This is a genomic window from Delftia sp. CH05, from assembly GCF_009827015.1.
Classification (GTDB): Bacteria; Pseudomonadota; Gammaproteobacteria; order Burkholderiales; family Burkholderiaceae_C; genus Comamonas; species Comamonas tsuruhatensis.
The window spans coordinates 24,423-44,299 of record NZ_WUMG01000030.1 but is presented as its reverse complement, the minus strand read 5'-3'; the positions used below and the strand labels follow the sequence as shown (position 1 = coordinate 44,299).

At 64.9% G+C, this 19,877-nt stretch carries 3 protein-coding genes (1 of these 3 only partly in view); all 3 read left to right on the top strand.

Translation table 11 applies throughout. The features are described from left to right. Tightly spaced (each overlapping or abutting the next), the 3 genes in view from GRX31_RS20495 to GRX31_RS20485 form a layout consistent with a single transcriptional unit that may run on beyond the window. Nucleotides 1–8,814, top strand: the 3' portion of a protein-coding gene (locus GRX31_RS20495; RefSeq protein ID WP_160854507.1) for a CARDB domain-containing protein. Its footprint begins 8,595 nt before the window's first position; the window shows 8,814 of its 17,409 coding nt (coding positions 8,596–17,409); its start codon lies beyond the left edge, outside the window; the stop codon is at nt 8,812–8,814. Continuing rightward, nucleotides 8,814–19,502: a deaminase domain-containing protein gene (locus tag GRX31_RS20490; RefSeq protein WP_160854505.1), complete on the top strand. Its 10,689-nt coding sequence runs from the start codon at nt 8,814–8,816 to the stop codon at nt 19,500–19,502. The genes GRX31_RS20495 and GRX31_RS20490 overlap by 1 nt, the downstream gene beginning before the upstream one ends. Further along, nucleotides 19,503–19,877 carry a hypothetical protein gene (locus tag GRX31_RS20485; protein ID WP_160854503.1) on the top strand — a complete coding sequence of 125 codons (375 nt, stop codon included), beginning with the start codon at nt 19,503–19,505 and terminating at the stop codon, nt 19,875–19,877.

Below are 19,877 nucleotides of genomic sequence, written 5' to 3'. Positions count from 1 at the left end.
GTGCTGCAGCCGGCGTTTGTCGATCTGACAATCCGGCGAGGTGCTTTGGTCGTGCGCCGTCTGGTGTCCCAGTCCCTGGCATCTCCCGGCGAAACCGTGGTGACTTGGGATGGTCTCAATGACGCGCTCGCACCCGCTCCCGACGCGGAGTACACGGTGGAGATCCGGGCCACTTCCCGCGCTGACCAGACCAACGTTCAGAAGGAGGAAAGTGCGGTGCTGCTGGACGCCACGCCACCGCTGTTCACGCTGGATTCGGTACTGGGCGAATTCATGCCTGGAAATGCCGGACTCGTGGGCTCCGTGTCCGACAGGATGCTGCGTGACTATCAGATCTTCGTCGAGGGCCCGCTGCCATCGACCAAGCGGGTATTGATGGCCGAGGGGTCCGAGGTCCTGGTCAAGTCTGCGCTGGGCAGCCTTCAGCAACTGGGTCTGGATGACGCCCGCTATCGCCTCAAGGTCATCGCCAGCGACGAGGCAGAGAATGCCTCCAGCTACCAGTCTGCGGAATTCGAGCTGGACTCGAAGCTCCCCGATGTCTCGTTTTCCAGTCCGGCACCGGGCACCTTTGTCAGCCGGGTGCGGCCGGCAGATGTGGCCGGCCTGGTGGCCGACCACAATCTGTCGAGTGCGCAACTGATGATCAATGGCCACGCCGTTCAAGCGGTGCCCGTCGTGTCCTCGCCGGCAGCCCTGTCCCTGGCCTTCGATGGTGCGGCCTTGCAGGACGGCCGCTACAGCATGCAGCTGGTAGGCGCCGACAAGGCCGGCAATGTGGGCCAGGCCACCGTCAGTATCAATGTCGACCAGACGCCGCCTGTGGCGCAGATCACCGCGCCCGTGGCCCATGCCGCCATCGGCACGATGGTGCCGGTGGTGGGTACGGCCAGCGATGATCATATGGACTCGTGGACGGTGGAGCTGGGCAGCGGTGTTGGCGAGACGCTGGACGCTCTCACAGTCATAGGCCGCGGGACGGCCAATGTGGTCAATGGGGAACTTGCCAGATTGGTGGGCCTGCCGCCCGACGGACCGGCCACTTTGCGTCTGACGGTGCTGGACAAGGCCGGCAATGCCTCCAGGTTCGATGTGCCGCTGCAGATCGATGCCACACCGCCCCGGCCGCCGGTATTGTCGGCACGGCGCGAACAGCGCAGCGACGTCCGCTTGGCCTGGCTGCCGAACAACGATGTGGAGCGAATCGTGGGCTACCGCATCTATCGCAATGGCCAGAAGCTCAATGGGCAACCTTGGCTGGGCACCGAGTATCTGGATGTCGGCCTGATCGACGGAGACCATGCCTACACCGTGACCGCGCTTTCCCGCAGCGGCGTGGAAAGCGCGCACTCCAATGTGGTCCAGGTCCGCATCAAGGCTTCGGGCCCATTGGCGCATATCAGCAAGCCTGCGACCGAATCGGCAGTGGGTGGGCTGCTGTCCATCGAGGGCAGCGCCTATGCGCTGACCAACTTCCTGGCATACCAGGTCTCGGTCGGGGAGGGGGCATCGCCCAAGGAATGGAAAGTACTGCGCACCTCCGCACTGCCGGTGCAAGGCGATGTGCTGGCCAACTGGCCCACTGCCGGCTTGCCGGAGGGCGCCGTCTACACCATCCGGCTCGAGGCCCAGGACACCGAAGGCGGCCTGTCAAGCGCCCAGGTGCGGGTGCTCGTGGACAACCTCCCGCCGACCAAGCCCTTGGGGCTGCGCGCGCAGCTGTCCGGCACGCAGGATGTGAGCCTTGACTGGACGGCCAGCACGGAGCCTGATCTTGCTGGCTACCTGCTGTACCGCAACGGGCAACTGGTGAACCAGTCCGACCCTGGCGACAACGCCATCCGTCCCTATCTGATCAATGCAACGAGCTATCTGGACAAGGCCTTGCCCGATGGCACCTTCGTCTACACCGTGGTGGCCGCCGACAAGGCGGACAACCTGAGCGGCCGCTCCGATCCCGCCAGCGTGACGGTGGATAACCGGCCGCCCAAGGCGGTCATCGTTCAGCCGTCCAATGGCGCAGGCGTCGATGGCGTGACCTATGTGCGCGCAGAAAGCCCGGATTTGGACATCGCCTCCGTGCGGTTCGAGTACAAGGCCGCAGCCGATGCCGACTGGACCTTGATCGGCACCGCCAGCACCAAGGCCCCCTACAGCGTGAACTGGGACACCAAGGCGCTGACGCCTGGCAGTTACCAGTTGCGTGCCGTGGCCACGGACCTTGGCGGCCGCACCGATCCCGCACCTGCAGCCATCAGCGTGGTCCGCAAGAATTTGCAGCGACCCAAGCCGGCCACCGACCTCATTGCACAAGTGGACGGTGGCGATGTATCCCTGCGCTGGACGGCCAGCCCGAGCAGCAGCGTGCAGGGCTACCATGTCCAGCGCATCGATGCGGCGGGCGATATCACCCGTGTGACGACCGCTCCTGTGGTGGCCACGCAACTGGTGGACGCAGGCCGCCCAGATGGCCGGCATGGCTACCAGGTGCTGGCCGTGGACCAGGAGGACAACGAGTCCGATCCCTCGCCCGAGGCGAAGGCCTGGGTCTACACCACCGCGCTCAAGCAGCCATACACTCCGCTGGCATTGGCGGCGACCCCCCTGCGAGGCCATGGTCCTGATGCCGTGCACGCCGTCGCGGTGACAAGCGCGCCGGAGACCGGCGCACCCGCGACGCTGTCTCTTTCCCCAGATGCCGAGGGAGGATTCCAGGCCGACGCCGTGCCCCTGGCCACGGGCGCCAACATCATCACGGCGCGCCAGACCGACGAAGCCGGCAATCGCAGCCGGGCCGGTCAGGTGCGTGTGGCGCGAGGAGATCCGCCGGCAGCGCCCGAACAGTTGCAGGCCGTGGCGTCCGGCGGCGTGCTGCGCGCCACCTGGTCCGCCAGCAGCAGCGCTGACGTGACGGGCTATGTGGTTCGTGTGGACGGCAAGCCCGATCCCAGGCCGTTTGATTTCGTCGCCGCTGTGGCCAGTACCGAGGAAGGCAGCTACGCCCGGGCCGGCCGGGCCATCGATGGCAATGACGACACGGCCTGGCTGCCCGACGAGCAAGACCCGGCACCCTGGATTGAGCTTTCGGCGGCACGCAAGGAGCTTGTGCAGGAGCTGTCCATTGTGTGGAGCACCTACATGGAGCCTCCGACCAGCTATGCAGTCGAGGCCTGGGATGGTTTTGTCTGGGTGCCGCTCAAGCAGGACAACGCCAATGCAGAGCAGAGTCTGCGGCTTGCGCTGGATCCGCCCTATTTCACGGATCGCATTCGCATATCCCTGGGTGCAGCTGCCGACGGGGTTGCGGCGGGGCGGGTCGGCGAGGTGCGAGGCAGGTCGCTGGCCGTGCTGGGCGGCACAGAGGCCGATATCGCGGTGCCCGGCGGTCGGCACACGGTTTCCGTGCAGGCATTGAGCCAGCTTGGCCTGCTGGGGACTGCGGCCAGTGCCAGCCCTGCAGGTATCGGCGACATCACGCCTCCGCCTCCGGTGCAGACCCGTGTCGAAGTGGACGGGACCATGGCCACGGTGAGCTGGACGGAAAGCGCCGCTGATGACCTGGCCTCGTATGAGGTGCTGCGCGACGGCGTGGTGATTGCCACGGTGGCGGCCACCAAGCCAAGGCTGCATGTGGATGGCCCCCTGGCCAATGGCTCTTATGCCTATACCGTGCGTCCGGTGGATGTCGCTGGCAATGCGGGCGAGCTGTCCAATGAGGCCGTGGCGCAGATTGCCTCCGTGCGTCCAGGTGCTCCCTTGCAACTTGCACTGGTGGCGCCTGCTGCTGGCAGTGAACTGCGGTTGTCCTGGCAGGCGCCAGCGTCGGCGGACGGCACGGCATCCTACGTGCTGTACCGCGCCACAGCGGTGGGAGGGCCCTACAGCGCCATCGCCATGACGGATGCCCGGACCCTGGCGTATTCCGACCAAGAGGTGGTCAACGGAGTGCGGTACTACTACGTGGTGCGGTCGCGGGATGCAGCAGGCAACGAGGGGGATGCCTCCAACGAAGTGGATGGCGTGGCGCTCGATCGCATGGGGCCTTCTGCCCCCCTGATCTTTCATCCCACCGACAGCGCACATCCTCTTGTGGTGTCGCAGCCCAGCACGGCCGTTCGTGTCTTCAGCGAGCCTTCTGCCCGCGTGCAGTTGAGCCGCGATGGTGTCGCGGTGGCATCGGCCAATGCCCTGGCAGGCCTGCGCAAGACACGCGTGTTCGATCGCCAGCAGGCCATGACGCTGGCTTCCAGGGCCGACCTTGTGGCAACGATATCCTTCGACGGACTGAGCATCCTCCATGTGCCGCCGCTGCTTGATGGCAGCGCAGCACCTGCCACTTTGCGCAAGGTGTCGGGCGCCGGCATTGGAGGCATTCCAGTGTGGTCGCCCGATGCCTCTCAACTGCTGTTGCAAAGCGGTGGAGGCTCGGTCAGGCTTGTGCGTGTGGCGGACGGCAGTGTGTCCGAGCCGGAGCTGGATGGCTTTGTCCAGATGCTGGATTGGCATCCTGACGGCAAGCGCTGGCTGGGTGTTACGAACGGTGGCGAAGCGCTGGTAGAGGTGCCGGTGGACGGCGCAGCCAGCCGTACCGTGGCGCGTGCAACCCGATGGTTCAGCAATTTCGCGATCGCTCCCGACGGGCAGCATGTGGCGGCCGTCGATGGCGGGCAACTCGTCCTGCTGTCACTGCCGGACGGGCATGTCCTTGCGCAGTCCCAGCCGGGAGCAGACGACTACGAGCCGCTGCAATGGTCATCGGATGGGCAGTCTGTCTATTTCCTTGCCAGGCAAGGCGATGCGCAGGCCTACCAGGTGCATCTCCAGCACGTGGGGCAGGCGGCGCCTGTCGTGGCGACGGCCCATGAAGAGGGGGTGGACCACTTCTCCCTGTCGCCCACCGATGCGCTTGCCTTTGTGCGTGGCACTCAGCTTCATATCGTGGACGCCGCTGGTGCGGCACCGCGGTCCATCGACATGGGCATCCATCCCGAAAGCATGGCGTGGGCCCGCTCGGGGCTGCTGTTCGTCACGGACTCGGATGGCGTCACATCCCTGGCATTGCCTGGAACGGCCCTGTTCCCGCCCATCGCACTGCGAGCCGGCAGGAATCTGCTGGTCGCGCAGGCCACGGACCTTGAGGGAAATGCCGGAGCGCAGTCCGCTGCCATCAGCGTGACCTATGACGCCCAGGCAGCCGCCTTGCCCGATTTTTCCGTGCGGGGCGCCGATGTCACGGTGCTGCCCCAGATCCCCAGGGCGGGCGAGGCAAGCCGTGTCACTGTGGTGGTGAACAACGTGGGCATCGCCGACGCGCCTGGTGCCCGTGTGCGCATGCTGGCCACCTCGCCTGGCGGAGCGCGCGTCGAGCTGCTGAGCACCCGCACCACGGCCATGGCGGCGGGCGGCAGCCAGATACTGCGAACCGATGCCGTTTTCGACACGGCAGGCGATTGGCAGCTGAGCATCGCGGTCGATGCCGACGATGAGGTACAGGAAGTCTCCGAGGACAACAACGTGCTGGTGTTGCCCGTGCGCGTTGTGGGGGCGACTGCCGTGCGGACTCTGGCGGCCGGCGTCGCCAGTCCTTCCTATCCCGTGGGGGCCATGCTGAGCGGCAGTGTCACGCTCTTCAATGGCGGCGCTGACATATCGGGGCAGCTTCGGTTGCGCATCGAAGATGCCCAGGGGGATGCCGTTGCCACGCTGCCGTCGCAAAGCCAACCCCTGCTGCCGTACGGACAAAGCCGGAGCGTGGACTTCAACTGGAGCGTTCCGGCCATCTTCGACGGCCCGTACAAGGTGCGAGCATCCTGGGTGGATGGCTCGGTCGTGCTGGCGCAGGCAACGGCGTCCTTCCTGGTCAAACCCCATGTCCAGATCGATGCCAGGGTCCGCAGCGACAGCGCCTCGTATGCGCCAGGCACCGTGGCGCGCATCGTGGCGCAGGTCGATCCTGCGGGCTCCTCCCCGACCCTTGGCAAGGCGCAGTCCTTCGTCCGAGTACTCGACCCTGCCGGCAAGGCCGTGCTGGAGGCTACGGACGAGGTCGGGCTTGTCGCCGTCACCCAGATGGCCAGGACGATGGACACGGCCGGCCTGGCCCAGGGCGCCTACACGGCCGATCTGTGGGTTGTGTTCGAGGGCAGGGAAGTCGCCCGAAACAGCACCACATTCGACATCGTGGCTGACACCAATCCAGTGGCATCGCTGACGGGCGACATCGTGCTGGACCGTAGCAGCCTGCCCTACACGGGCAGCATTGCCGGCACGGCCATCCTGACAAACAGCGGGCAGACCGATCTGAGCGACCTGCAGTATGAGGTGGTGGTGCTGGAGCCCCGCTCGAACACGGTGCTGGCGCGCTCGTCGCACGGCATTGCCTCCTTGGCGCGTGGTACAGAAACGCGGTCGGCTTTCAGTTTTTCCGCGCAGGGCATGCCCATCGGCGCGCTGTGGATCCAGTTGCGCACCTCGCTGACATCTCCGCCTGGAGCGGGGCGGATGTCCATCGCCAGCGCACCGCAGCCGAATTTACTCAGGCAACGTGAAGTGGCGGTGTTCGAGCTGGATCCACCGACGGTTGTGATCAGGCAGCCCGTGCAGGGGGTCCATCTGCGTGCGGCGCAGTCGGTGCAGGTTGCGGCAACGGATCTGCTGTCCGGTGTGCGCACGGTCGAGTTCCAGGTCGATGGTGGCGGCTGGCAGGCAGCGACACTGTCGGACCCGGTCAGCTCTAGCTATGTGGGGGTATTGCCATCCCTGGCAGACGGAGCACACCAGCTCGCAGCGCGTGCCACCGACCATTCCGGCAACGTATCGCAGCCCGTGCAGCGCAGCTTTGTTCTGGACAGCCAGCCTCCGGTCATCGCCATTTCCGGCGTTGCGGAAAACGCGTATGCGAACCCCGTGACGCCCTCCATCGTGGTGACCGATCCGAACCTGTCCGTGTCGCAGATCGGTCTCGATGGTTCCCCCTTTGCATCGGGCACGCGCATCAGCGACCCGGGCTCCCATGTGCTCCAGGTGGACGCCATCGACCTGGCTGGCAACACCGCCAGCCGCACGGTGCGCTTCAGCATCCAGTCCACGGCAGGCGATATCACGGCGCCCGTGATCGACATCAGAACGCCAGCGGCCGGCGCCTACCTGCGGCGAGCCACCAGCGGCCTGACCGCCACCATCGTGGACGCGGAATCTGCCGTGGCCGAGGCGCAGTTCAGCATCGACAGCGGCGCCTTTGCGCCCCTGGCCATGGACGCCACCCAAAACGACGCCAGCCTGTATGCCGCCTCACTGGACACGTTGACCGATGGCGCGCACAGCGTCGTCGTTCGCGCCAGGGACACTCAGGGCAACGAGGCCATCACCGATGCACGCAGCTTCACCGTGGACAACACGCCTCCCGTGATCACCATCTCCGGTGTCGCCGCGGGGCAGTACGTTGCGGCGGTGACCCCTGTGATCAGCGTGACCGACATGGCGTTGCTCGGCAGCTCCATCACGCTCAACGGTGCTGCCTATGTCAGTGCAACGCCTGTGACCGCCAGTGGCGACTACGTCCTGAGCGTCGATGCCGTGGACAAGGCCGGCAACAGCGCGGCATCCACGCTGCAGTTCTCCATCCGTCTGCCCGTGGCCGACACCACACCGCCTGCCGCTTTCATCGAGCAACCGGTCGAAGGTGCACATGTGCGCCGTGCGGCCGTGCTGAGCGTTGCGGCCACGGATACCGGCTCCGGCGTGTCTTCGGTGGAGCACAGCCTGGATGGGCAACCGCAATGGAGCAGCCTGGCCCTGTCGGCCACCACCGGCAGGTACGTGCTGGACGTGGGCGGACTGCCGGATGGCGCGCACGCCGTATCGGTGCGCGCCGCCGACAACGCCGGCAATGTCTCGGATGTGCAGTTGCGCCGCTTCATCGTGGACAACACGGCACCCCAGGTGGTGATCACGGGCGTGGCCGAAGACGGGGTGTATGCCGGCTCCGCCAGCGCCTCCATTGCGCTCAGCGACACCCACTTGGCCAGCAGCTCCATCATGCTCAATGGTCAGCCTTATGTCTCTGGTCAGTCCATCGCCACGCCAGGCACCTACGTCCTGACGGCTGCGGCGCGCGATATCGCGGGCAATGAAACCGTCGTGGCGGTCAGGTTCCGGGTGACCGCGGGCAGCAGCGGCACGCCCGTCGTCACCATCACGGCGCCTGAGGCCAATGCCGTTGTCCGATCCGGCGTGCCTGTGCTGGCCAGGGTCGTGCCTGCCGAGAATATCAGCCGCCTGGAGATGGCCGTTGCTGCTGGTGCCTCCTACACCGCCATGGCATCGCGTGGCAGTGGAGCCCATGAGGCAATTCTTGCCCAACTGGCCGATGGCCCTGTCCTGCTGCGCGTGCGTGCTGTTGACAGCCAGTGGGTCAGCCATCCCGACGTGGTCCGCACGGTGACGGTGGACAACACGCCGCCTGCCATCGAGCAACTCAGCGTTGCCGATGGCGGCAGCTATCCCGCCGGCCAGGCCATCTCGTTCAAGGTCATCGACGCGCACCTGGAAAGCGTCGCCAGCACCCTGGATGGGCAGCCATTCAGCCAGGGCCAGCGCGTGGGCAGCCCTGGCTCCCATGTGCTGCAGATTACCGCCCGCGACCGTGCAGGCAACCAGGCGCAGCGGACTGTCATCTTCACGGTCCTCGGCACCGCCGTGCAGGAACCCGTTGCGGTGCCTGCTTGGCCCTCCGATCGGGCCATGCTGGTCCTGATGTGCCTGGCCATGGCATTCGTTGCCCATCGCGCTCTCGTAAAAACACGAAAAAAATGATGTCTCCAGTCTTCTTCCCCGCCCGTGTCAATACCTCGGCCTGGCTGCGCCATCTTTGGGTTGCCATGGTGCTGGCCACCTTGCTCGTGGAGAGCGCGCCGGCTCGGGCTGAGCAGCCATCGACTCCTGCGCCCGTGACGCAGGAGGACGTGATCAACGCCATCTCGGCAGGCCGCGATGCCTCGGCCCTGCTGCGCAGCGTGGACAACCGGTCAGGCGGCGGCATTGCCGCGCGCAACACCACGGGCAAGCAACTGGCCCAGGCCTTTGAGGCCATGGCCGAAGCCGTGGCCACCGGGGATGTGCCCCGCATCCGGCAGGCCCATGAGCGCGTTCGTGCGAGTGCCATGCTGGCTCAGGAAGACAGCTTGGATCTCAAGGGCCGGCTTGCCGATCCTTCGCTGCCCGCAGCCTTTGAAGCGCGCCGTGCCGCGGTCCAGGTGCAGATCGACCAGCTGCTGCAGAAGCTGGCCGCCGCCATGCCGGGGATGGATGGAGACAGCCAGCAAAAGGCCCAGGCCGTGGGGGCGTTGCGTGAAGCGCTTCAGGCCACTGGCCAGGCGCAGGGCAATGCACCGGTGCTGCGTGCCGCGATGCTGCCCGTACGGCCTCTGGGCCTGGCCGTGCGCGCGCCAGTGAGCGCTCCGGTCATCCTGCCCAGCTACGAAGCAGGGCAGGAGATTGCAGCCATGCCGCAAGACGTGGCCGACGCACCGGAGGCACCGCTGAACGAGGAAATTGTCGCCAAGGCCAAGGAACTCGACTACGACTATGTGCGCATCTACGAGTACGTGCGCAACGGCATCCGCAGCGAGTGGTACAGCGGCAGCACCAAGGGTGCCCTGGGCACCTTGCGCACGGGCGCAGGCAATGCGGTGGACCAGGCCTCGCTGCTGGTCGCCATGCTGCGCGCCGCGGGTGCGCCTGCCCGCTATGTTCACGGCGTGGCCGAAATCGGCGTGGACGGCATTGCCAGCGCTGCCGGCCTGGGCGATCCCGGCCTGGTGCCGGAAATGCTGGCCAAGGCCGGCATTGCCTACTCGCCCGTTGTCCAGGGCGGACGCGTCGCCCTGGTCCGCATGGAACACACCTGGGTGGCCGTGCAGGTTCCTTACACCAACTATCGCGGCATCGTGCTCGATGCCTCTGGCAAGACCTGGCTGCCGCTGGACGTGTTCCACAAGACCCTGCAGCCCAGGCCCGCCGGTGCCGGCCTGGCGGACCTTGGACTGGATCTGCAGCAGCTTGCCACGCAGTACCGCTCCAAGGTGCAGTCGGTGGACTTCGGCAGCTTCGTGCGCGAGCAGGTCGATGCGGCCTTGCAGCCGAAATCCTCCAGCTACGAAGGGGCCGTGGCACCCATGCCCATAAGGGCGCAGGCTTTGGGGTTGCTGCCCAACACCCTGGCCTTCACCGTCGTGGCAGCCACGGCGGAATCAGCGGCACTGCCTGATGCAGTGCGATCCACGGCCCGCCTGCGCCTGTTCAACGACGCGAGCGGCGCCGGGGAGGCCGGCCTGGACATCAGCCTGCCCGTGCACGAGCTGTTCAACCAGCGCGCCACCATCAACTACATTCCGGCCGAACTGGCCGACCACCGCGCCATTTTGCTGGCGGGCGGTCTTGACCTGGCGCCGCTGTATCTCTACCAGCTGCGTCCGGAACTGCGGCTGGATGGATACCAGCGCAAGGTGGGCCTGGCTCCTCTGGCAGGTGGCAGCCAGGTCAAGTTCCGTCTGGACATCCAGAACCCGGCGAACACACAGACCGTGGAGCAGAGCTTCCTCGTCGGCGCCTACCACGCCATTGGCGTGGGGCAGTCCGGTGTGGCCCGCAGTGCCACGCCTTCGGCACGAGACGGCGAATACGATGCTGCCCGATTGCTGGACGGCATCATCCAGCGCTACGAATCGCAGTGGAATGCCTTCGAAGCAGGGGCTGCTGCGTTGAACGGAGCGGCCGTCGTGCATCCCGCGCCGTCCGTGACCATCGTCAGCAATGCCCTGAACGCCTACGGCGTCAATGGCGTGCCCTACACGCTGGAGTGGAAGGGCGTGACCATCGACGCCGCAGCACGCCCCACCGAGGTCATCGCCGCCGACGCGGTTGGTGCGCGCAGGCTGCAGGCCGCCATAGGACTGGCTGGTTCTTCGCTGGAGCACAGCGTCTTCCAGTCGCAGTTCGGCGCCGAGTCCGTGTCCGCAGACAAGCTCATTGCGTTGGCACGGTCCCGCAACGCCACCGTGCTCACGCTCACCTCCCCCAACGCGCCTGAACTGGCCACGCTGCCGGTGGCGCAGGGCACAAGGGCCGAGCTGCGATCCTGGCTGCAGTCGGGCCACAGTGTCGAGATCACCGCGCAAAGCGTTGCCCATGGCGCATGGAGCGGCATGGGCTGGATCGTCAGCGATCCCGCCACGGGCGCCAGCGGCTACTTCCTCACGGGCGGCATTGCCGGCGGTGCCACGGCGCAGAGCCCCTGGACCCTACAGTTCCTGGCCGACGCCCTGGCGGGCGCCCATACCGATGCGGCCAACAACGACCCGTCTTCGGGTGCCAGCGTCGAGATGCTCAATGCCGGAACGGACCTTGAAGGCACGGTCGGTCAGCCGCTGGCGGGGCAGTCGATGAGCGTGCGCGTACGTGACCGCGACGGGCGGCCAGTGAAGGGGGCCAGCGTCAGCTTCATGGCTGTTCGCGGCGGCGGAAGTGTCAGCCCGGCGACCGGCACGACGAACGCATTGGGCGTTGCCAGCACCACGGTCACGCTTGGCCAGTCCACCCTTGCGTCGTCGGTCTATGTTCTGGTCAAGCCTGGAGACAAGCATGTCACGCAGGCCGGCCTGAACATCTTCGATGCCTCCGTAGCCTCTGCGGCGGGAACTCTCAAGCCCCCGCAGCCTTTGCGGGTGCTGGCGCTTCCGGGCGTTGCGGCCACCCTCAACACCAAGCGGCTTGGGCAAGGCAGTCCAGTGCCTGGACTGGGCAGTTTGCAAAGCAGCTTTTCCGTCGAGGTCCTGGACAAATTCGCCAATCCTGTGGCCAACGTCCGCGTCACGGGCACGGGCCTCGCACCCTCCGCAAATTGCGACCCTGCTGTCAGACCTGTTCCCGCCACGGCGGATGGTCCCCATGACACCAACACCGACGGAGTGGCGTTCCTGGAAATCACTCCAGGACCGACCAATGCCACCCGGTCACCGGTACAGATATCCGCAGGCGGCCTGTCCACCACGGTCGAGGTCCAGGTGGAAACGAGCTGTTCGGCATGGCCAAGATTGCTCAGTCTGGCAAAGGCCTACTGGGACAAGGATGGCCGGCCCAGTGCCGCGACGGGTGCGGGCAAGCGCTTTGCAAGGCCCTTCGGACTGACGCTTTTTCAGGAGCGCGCCAGCACGGGTACGGACTCCAGCGGCCGTTGTGTCTTCACCGGAACACGCACTTTCGAGCCCACCGTGGGCGCCACGGCCTCACTGCAAGTGTCCGCCGGTGGTCGGGCGGTGAATTTTTCACAGGTGGGCGCTGCCGAGTGGCAAAGCCATGTCATCACGGGTGCCAGTCCCGCCAGCAACGATTTGCTCTGGAATCTGGGGGGAACTTACACCCTTGATGTGATGGGGACGGGCTGCAACCCCGTGCCGAGGAGCGAGCCATTGACCATGGCCTCGGCAGGCGGGGCCGTGTTTGGCGTACGGGCCGCCATCAGCGTGATTACGTCTGCCAATACCGATCAAGGTGTGGACCCCGGGCGCCTTTATCTGTCGGATGCGGGCCTGAACGTCTACCCCATACAGGTCGGCTTCCAGGTGGAGCCTGACGACTATGTTGCCCCAGCGGTTCAGGTGCGCGTGTTCGAGGACGGGCAGCTTGTGGCTGTTCGCCCTTCCGAGAGCCGGCAGAAACAAGGCAATGCACAGATCGAACGCGGCAACCGCTTCGACATCGCCAAAACCTACCAGGCCGACGCCTACATCGATGACGACATCATCTCCGAGAAGATGGAGCTGCCCTTCAGGCAGCGCATCGTCACCAGCTACGACCGCGTGCTGCGCCTGATGCGCGACGTGGATATTGCCAATGACCGCTTCTGCGCCCAGGGCAGTGCGCTCAACTTCATCCTGAGCCAGAACGCCAGGATCACCCTGGAGGCCACCCGCCTCAGCGACGACGACAACCCTGTGCCCACGGGCAGCCCCGTGCGCCTGGTCGATGGCCAGCCCTTTGCCCTGGGTCCCAACAGCATCACCCTGGCGCCCGATGCGCTGCTGCCGGCCAGGAACGGCTACGCCTTCACCCTCACCGCCGTCAGCGACAAGGATGGATCGGTCGAGCCCAACCAGGGCATGGTCATCTCCAAACTGATGCTCAACGATGCCTTGCCGGTGGGCAACATCCTCATTCAGGGCGTCAATGTCAAATCCGGCCGCATCAACCTGTCCGGCATGGGAATGGGCGTGGCCGCGCGCGGGCCGCAGCTGGCGCTGCGCCCGTCCTACTCTTCCGGGGGCTCGGGCAGTGTCGGCGTGCTGGGCGTGAACTGGGGGCACAACTTCGATGCCTCCCTGTCCACCACGGCCTGCGGCGACATCCTGGTCAATGCTGGAGACGGCGGCTTCATCCGCTTCCTGCCCCAGGGCAACGGCACGCTCACACCGGCCAAGGGCTACCACGGCACTCTGATCGCCAACAACGGCGACCGCAGCTACGACTTCTATTCCAAGGACGGCACGCGCTACCACTTCGGCTTCATCGGCGGCAAGCGCCAGTGGGCCCTGCAGTCCATCACCGACACCAACGGCAACGCGCTGACCCTCACCTATGACATCGGCGTGGATGCGCCCTTGTTGCAGGTACAGAACGCCTATGGGCAGTCCCTGCAATTCTTCTACCAGACCCGGGCCTTCGTGGGCTCGGGCGCTGCGGTCAACGTCCTGCAAAAAGTGCAGGGCCCCGAGGACATGGGGCTGGCGTTCGAGTACGACGCCGCAGGCAACCTTGTCAAGATCACCCGCACCGACGCGCCGGAGGCCACCGAGAGCTACAGCTACAGCGACCACACCGGCCCGTTGGGCATGTCCAACCTGCTGCTCAGCCACACCAACGCGCTGGGCCAGGCCACGCAGTTCAAATACCACTCCGGTCCCGTCCTGCGCCAATTCGGCAATGGCCAGATCCCTTCGTTCGAATCCACCCTCATCGGCGTCACCGCCGCCGATGGTGCCCACACCGCCTTCGCCTACAACGCCAAGCCGGAGGAGCCGGCCACCGATGTCACGGACGCCCGTGGCAAGCTGACCCGCTACGCCTTCAACAAATACGGCAACCCGCTCACCATAGCCGGCCCAGCGGGCACCACGTCCATGACCTGGGCCGTGAACGACGTGCTCATGCTGAGCAAGACCGATGCCAACGGCGTCGTCACCAGCTACACCTATGACGCCAACGGCAACCAGACCAGCGAGCAGGTGGGTGGTAGCGGCGGCACCCAGGCCGTCTCCACATCGCAGACCTGGCTGGCTCAGACCGCGCCGCCCTTCATCAAGAACAAGCGCCTGAGTTTCACGGACCGCCGTGGACTGACCTTCACAGCCAGCTTCGATGCGCGCGGCAACCTGACCGGCGAGCAAATGCCCGATGGTAGCCGCATCAGCCACAGCGTAGCCGCCAACGGGGACCGCCAAAGCACCACCGATGTGCGCGGCAATGTCACCCACATGCGCTATGACGCACGCGGCATGCGCAGCGCCGTCGTCGATGCCCTGGGCGGCACCACCGCCGTGCGCCATGACAACCGGGGCCGGCAGATCGCCGTGGTTGATGCCGAAGGCCGCGCCAGCGAAATGCAATACAACACCCTGGACCAGCTGACCCGGATCACGCTGGCCGCAGGCACGGCCGACGCAGGACAGCGCACCCAGACCTGGGATGCGCTGGGCAACAAGCTCAGCGAAACCGATGAAGAAGGTCGCACCACCAGCTACCAGTACGACGCCATGGGCCGCGTGCTGCGCAAGAGCCTGCCCTCGGGCGCCATCGTCACCACCTACGATCTGCTGGGCAACAAGACCAGCGAAACCAATCTGCGTGGAGACAAGACCACCTACGCCTACGACGACGCCAACCGCCTGGTCCTGCGCACCGAGCCTGCAACCCCGCCCAAGACCACCGGCTACGCCTATGACGGCGTGGGCAACATCACCACGGAAACCGACGCGCTCGGCCGGCAGACCACGCATACCTACAACCATCTCAACCAGCGCACGGCAACCAAATTTGCCGACGGCACCACCAGCACTGCCGTCCATGACGGCAACGGCAACAAGACCAGCGAGACCGATGCGCTGGGCCGCGTCACCACCTATGTCCATGACGCGCTGAACCGGCTGCTCAGCCAGACCATCGCGGGCCGCAGCAAGCGCAGCATGGTCTATGACGCAAGCGGCAACCTCCTCAGCCGCACGGATGCCAACGGCAACACCAGTGCTTTCGCCTACGACGCCCTCAACCGTGTGGTGGCGGAGACCGATGCCCTGGGCCGTGTCACCCACACCGACTACGACAAGGTGGGCAACAAGCTGCAGGTCACCAACCCGCTGCGCCAGACACAGAAATGGCAGTACAACGCGCGCAACTGGATCGTGGCGCAGCAGGACGGCGAAGGCCACCAGACCCGGTACGGCCACGACAAGGTCGGCAACCGCGTGACGGAAACCTGGCCCAACGGCAACATCGTCAACTTCGAGTACGACGCGCTCAACCGGCTCATCCGCAGCGAGGACACCCTGGGGCTGCTCAGCACCACGGCTTATGACGCCGACGGCCACATCACCAGCCAGAGGGATGCGCGCGGCAACGCCACCAGCTTCACCTGGGACGCCATCGGCCGGCAGCTCAGCCGCAGCCAGCCTACAGCTGCGGGCAATGCCGTCACCTCCACCGTTTATGACGCAGCCGGCAACATCGTCAGCGTGACTGCGCCCGGCGGCAACGTCATCACCACAAAATACGACAGCCGAAACCGCCCCATCGAAGTCCGCGACAACCTGGGCATCGCCAGCGCCACCACCTATGACGCGGTCGGCAACCCCCTGACCCAGACCGACGGACGGGGCAGGGTGCTGACCCACCAGTACAACGACTTCAACCTGCGCACAGCCACCAGCGACGGGCTGGGCCAGGTCGGCACGGTCGAATATGACCTGCATGGCAACAAGACCGGCGAAACCGACGCCAACGGCCACGCCACCAGCTACCAGTACGACGCGCTCCACCGCGTCATCGCCACCACCCGGGCCGGCATCCAGCTGCAAAAGACCGAATACGACGAAGCCGGTCGCATCCAGTTTGAAACCGATGCGCGTGGCAACAAGGTCGGCTACGAATACGACAAGCGCGGCCTGCTCGTCAAAACCAACCGCAGCCTGGGCGCCATCGACCTGTTGCAGCGCGGCAGCATGGGCGACGTCACCCTGGCCACCGACTCCGAAGGCCGTACCACAACCACCGGCTACGACAAGCGCCGCCGCGCCATCAGCGTGGCAGACGGCCTGGGCAACACCACCCACAGCACGTTCGACCTGGCAGGCAACCTCACCGAGACCAAGGCACCCAACGGTGCCACCGTCAGCTACGCCTACGACCCGGCCAACCGCCTGGCCACCATCACCCAGTCCCTGGACAGCGGCCAGGCGCAGGCCACCATCACCTACGACACCAGCGGCAACCTGCTTGAACAACGCGATCTCAACGGCCAAAGCACACGCCATGCCTACGACGCGCGCAACCGCCGCATCCGCACCACCCTGCCCGCCACCCAGGCCGGCGAAGCCGTGCAGACCAATGGCTACGACAACGCAGACGGCCTGACCGAACACACGGACGCCAATGGCAACCGCTTCGTCCACACCCTGGACATCCGCGGACGGCGCACGCAGACCGTCACCACGGCCAGCCAGGGCAACGGCCCGGGCAGCGTGCTGCAGACCACCTTCGGCTATGACGCCAACGGCAACCTGACCAGCACCGCCCAGACCGACAGCCAGGGCACGCGTACCGAAACCACCACCTACGACGCCTTCAACCGGCCCGTCAAGGTCACCGACGCCTGGGGCAACAGCCTCACGCACAGCTACGACCCCCAGGGCAACCGCATCGGCACCACGGCCGCCACGGCATCCGCACCTGGCGGCAGCGTCACCACCATCGAATACGACGCCCTGAACCGCCGCACCAGCCAGAGCGGGGCAGGCGGCACCACCCGCATCAGCTACGACAAATCCGGCCGTGTCATCCAGTTGCTGCACCCCGATGGCAGCAGCACCAGCACCCGCTACGACAAGGCCGGCCGCGTGGCTGGCGAAACCAGCAGCACCCAGGCCACGGCAGGCGCAGGCAACACCCTGCTGGACGTTGCCTACACCTACGACGTCAACGGCAACCGCATCGGCAGCAGCAGAACGGAATCCCTGTCTGCCGCCAACCGCAGCGCGGCCCTCAGCGCCCATCTGCCCGGTGGCAGCAACAGCGCCAGCCACAACCGCACCCGCGTGGAAAGTTGGACCTACGACGCCCAGGACCGCCTGACCAGCCACACCACGCCCGAGCGCCGCACCACCTGGCAGCTGGATGCGGGAGGCCGGCGCATCCAGCAGAACGTGGTCGCCACTGTCGGTGCCACGGGTCCGCCTGTCGGCAGCCCCAACGGCCTGGAAACTGGTGCCTCGGCACCCGAAGGCACGCTGGACTACCACTACAACGGCCGTGACCAGCTCGTGCAGATCAGCGGCGCGGCCAGCGCCAGCGCCAGCTACACCTACGACGCCAACGGCAACCGCCTCACGCAGGCGCAGACAAAGGGTGCCGTCACCTCCACCACCAGCTATCACTGGAACGCCCAGGACCAGCTCGTCCGCGTGGACCAGGACCACGGCAGCGGTGCGCAGACCCTGGCCCAGTACCGCTACAACGCAGGCAACCTGCGCGCAGAAAAATTCCTCAGCAACGCAGGCCTGAACAAGGCCACGCAGGGCAGCGCGGCCACCTACAGCCCACTGGTCTATGAACGTATCCAGTGGGATGGCCTGCACGCCCGCCGCAGCTTCGAGATTCGCGGGACAGACAGCACCCAGACCCTGCACAGCGACACCGACGCGGCCGTGCTGGCTGGCAACACCGCCCCCTGGCTGTTCAACCGCACGCAATACGCCAACGGCCTGGGCAGCACCAGCAGCACCACGCAACTGCATGCCGACAGCAACGGCAACCTGGTGGCCACCGTTGCCAGCGAAGGCGGAACGGCCAAGGCAGACAGCCTGCTGCTGTACGGCGCCTACGGCAGCGTGGACAGCAAAGCCAGCGGCAACGCGGGTACTGGAATCCGCAGCAACGGCCACAGCTTCGGCAGCTACTACGCAGACCCCGAGACGGGTCTGCTGTACGCCAGGGCACGCTACTACGACCCGGCCAGCGGGCAGTTCATCAGCCGTGACCCGGTGGAGGGAGAGGCGAGGCTTCCGATCACCTGGAGTGCTTACCAGTACGGCAGGTACAACCCGTATCGGTATACCGACCCCAATGGGGAGTGCGACAGCTGGCGTGACTGCGGGACCAAGATTGCCGGTGGCCTGGTTGGCGGTATCGGGCTCACCGCCGTCAAGGCGGTGGAAGGCGCGCTGGACACCGCCAGGTTCATCGGTGACGGCTACCTGGGCCTGTTTGGCAGTGAAGCAGCGCAGAGAAGAAACAGTGAGCGCCTGGACCTGATCAATGGTGTCATAGACAACGCAGGCCAACTGCCGTCTGCAGTCAGGCAAGCCATCGCCAACATTGATGAAAAGGCGCAAGCGGAAGACGCCAACGGCAACACCTTCACGGCAGCGATGCTGCGCGGCAACTATGCCGGTGAGATCGGCCTGGCCATTGCAGGCCTGCCCCAAGCGGCCCGGAGTGCAGCGAGCCTGGCGGACAAGGGTCTGGCGGGTGCGGGCAATGCTGCGGCGAAGGAGCGAGTGGCTGCCAGGGCGCTGGCGAGGGAGTTGCAGGCGGCGGAACCTGTGCTGGCGGCGAAGGCGCCGACAGCAGCGGCACCGCAAGTGCGGCCTCATGTGGGTGAGACAACGCCGAAATTGCTGGCGGAAACAGATGGGCTTGTGGTTGGGCGTGAGACGCAGTCGGCAGTTAATACTGCGCAGGTAGGGGGCAGCGAGGCTACATCTGCTCGTGGATTCGCTGACTATTTGTCAAATAGCTCTGCGCCAGAAGTTCGGCGAGAACTCATTTCAATCACGGCTGATCTGCGAGCATCATTGCCTTCTGAATTTCAGGAAGTAGGAAATCTTGCTGTAGCAAAAGTTAATGTGGAAGGATTTTCTGGAAACATGAAATCATTTAGTCGGTTTGCAGATGGTGAATTTGGATATACTAGATTGCCCGATGGACCTACTATTCTAGAGCCAATTAAAATTGGAAAGGGTGGCATCGTAGATGGTAAAGACGCCTATTTGCGAAATGTTGATGGAGAATTTAAAATTCTTGAGAATTTGTCTAGGAATTTGGGTGAAGATTATTCGGCCATGGGGCGAGTTGATTTGTTTACTGAGTTGCGTGCCTGCACTAGCTGCTCCGGCGCTATTATGCAATTCAGGCAACGTTATCCTGGTATTCAGCTAAATGTATTCACGGGGAAATAGATGTCTTTTCATTGGTCTTATGGTGAGTATAAAAAGGCAGTGGACTCAGCAGTTAATTATGGCCGTGACAGGTTGGGTTTGAATATTATTGAATCCATTGGATTTGCAGATAATGAGCTTCAGTTGGTGATGGAGGATTTTCCAGATGAGATCGTAATGGCTCTTACCGCTATTGCTATCGCTGCAAAAAAAATGGGAGTGCTTTCATTTTATAAAGAAGGAGACGTATTTTATGACGATTTGATAAAAATGTATCTAGATGGTGATCATCTAAAAATTGCAAAAATATTGGATGTATATCAGAGGCAAGAGTTTTTTGAGGATATCAAGGTGATTTCGAAAGAACTTGGTGTGGAATTTGATTTTCTGGATTGA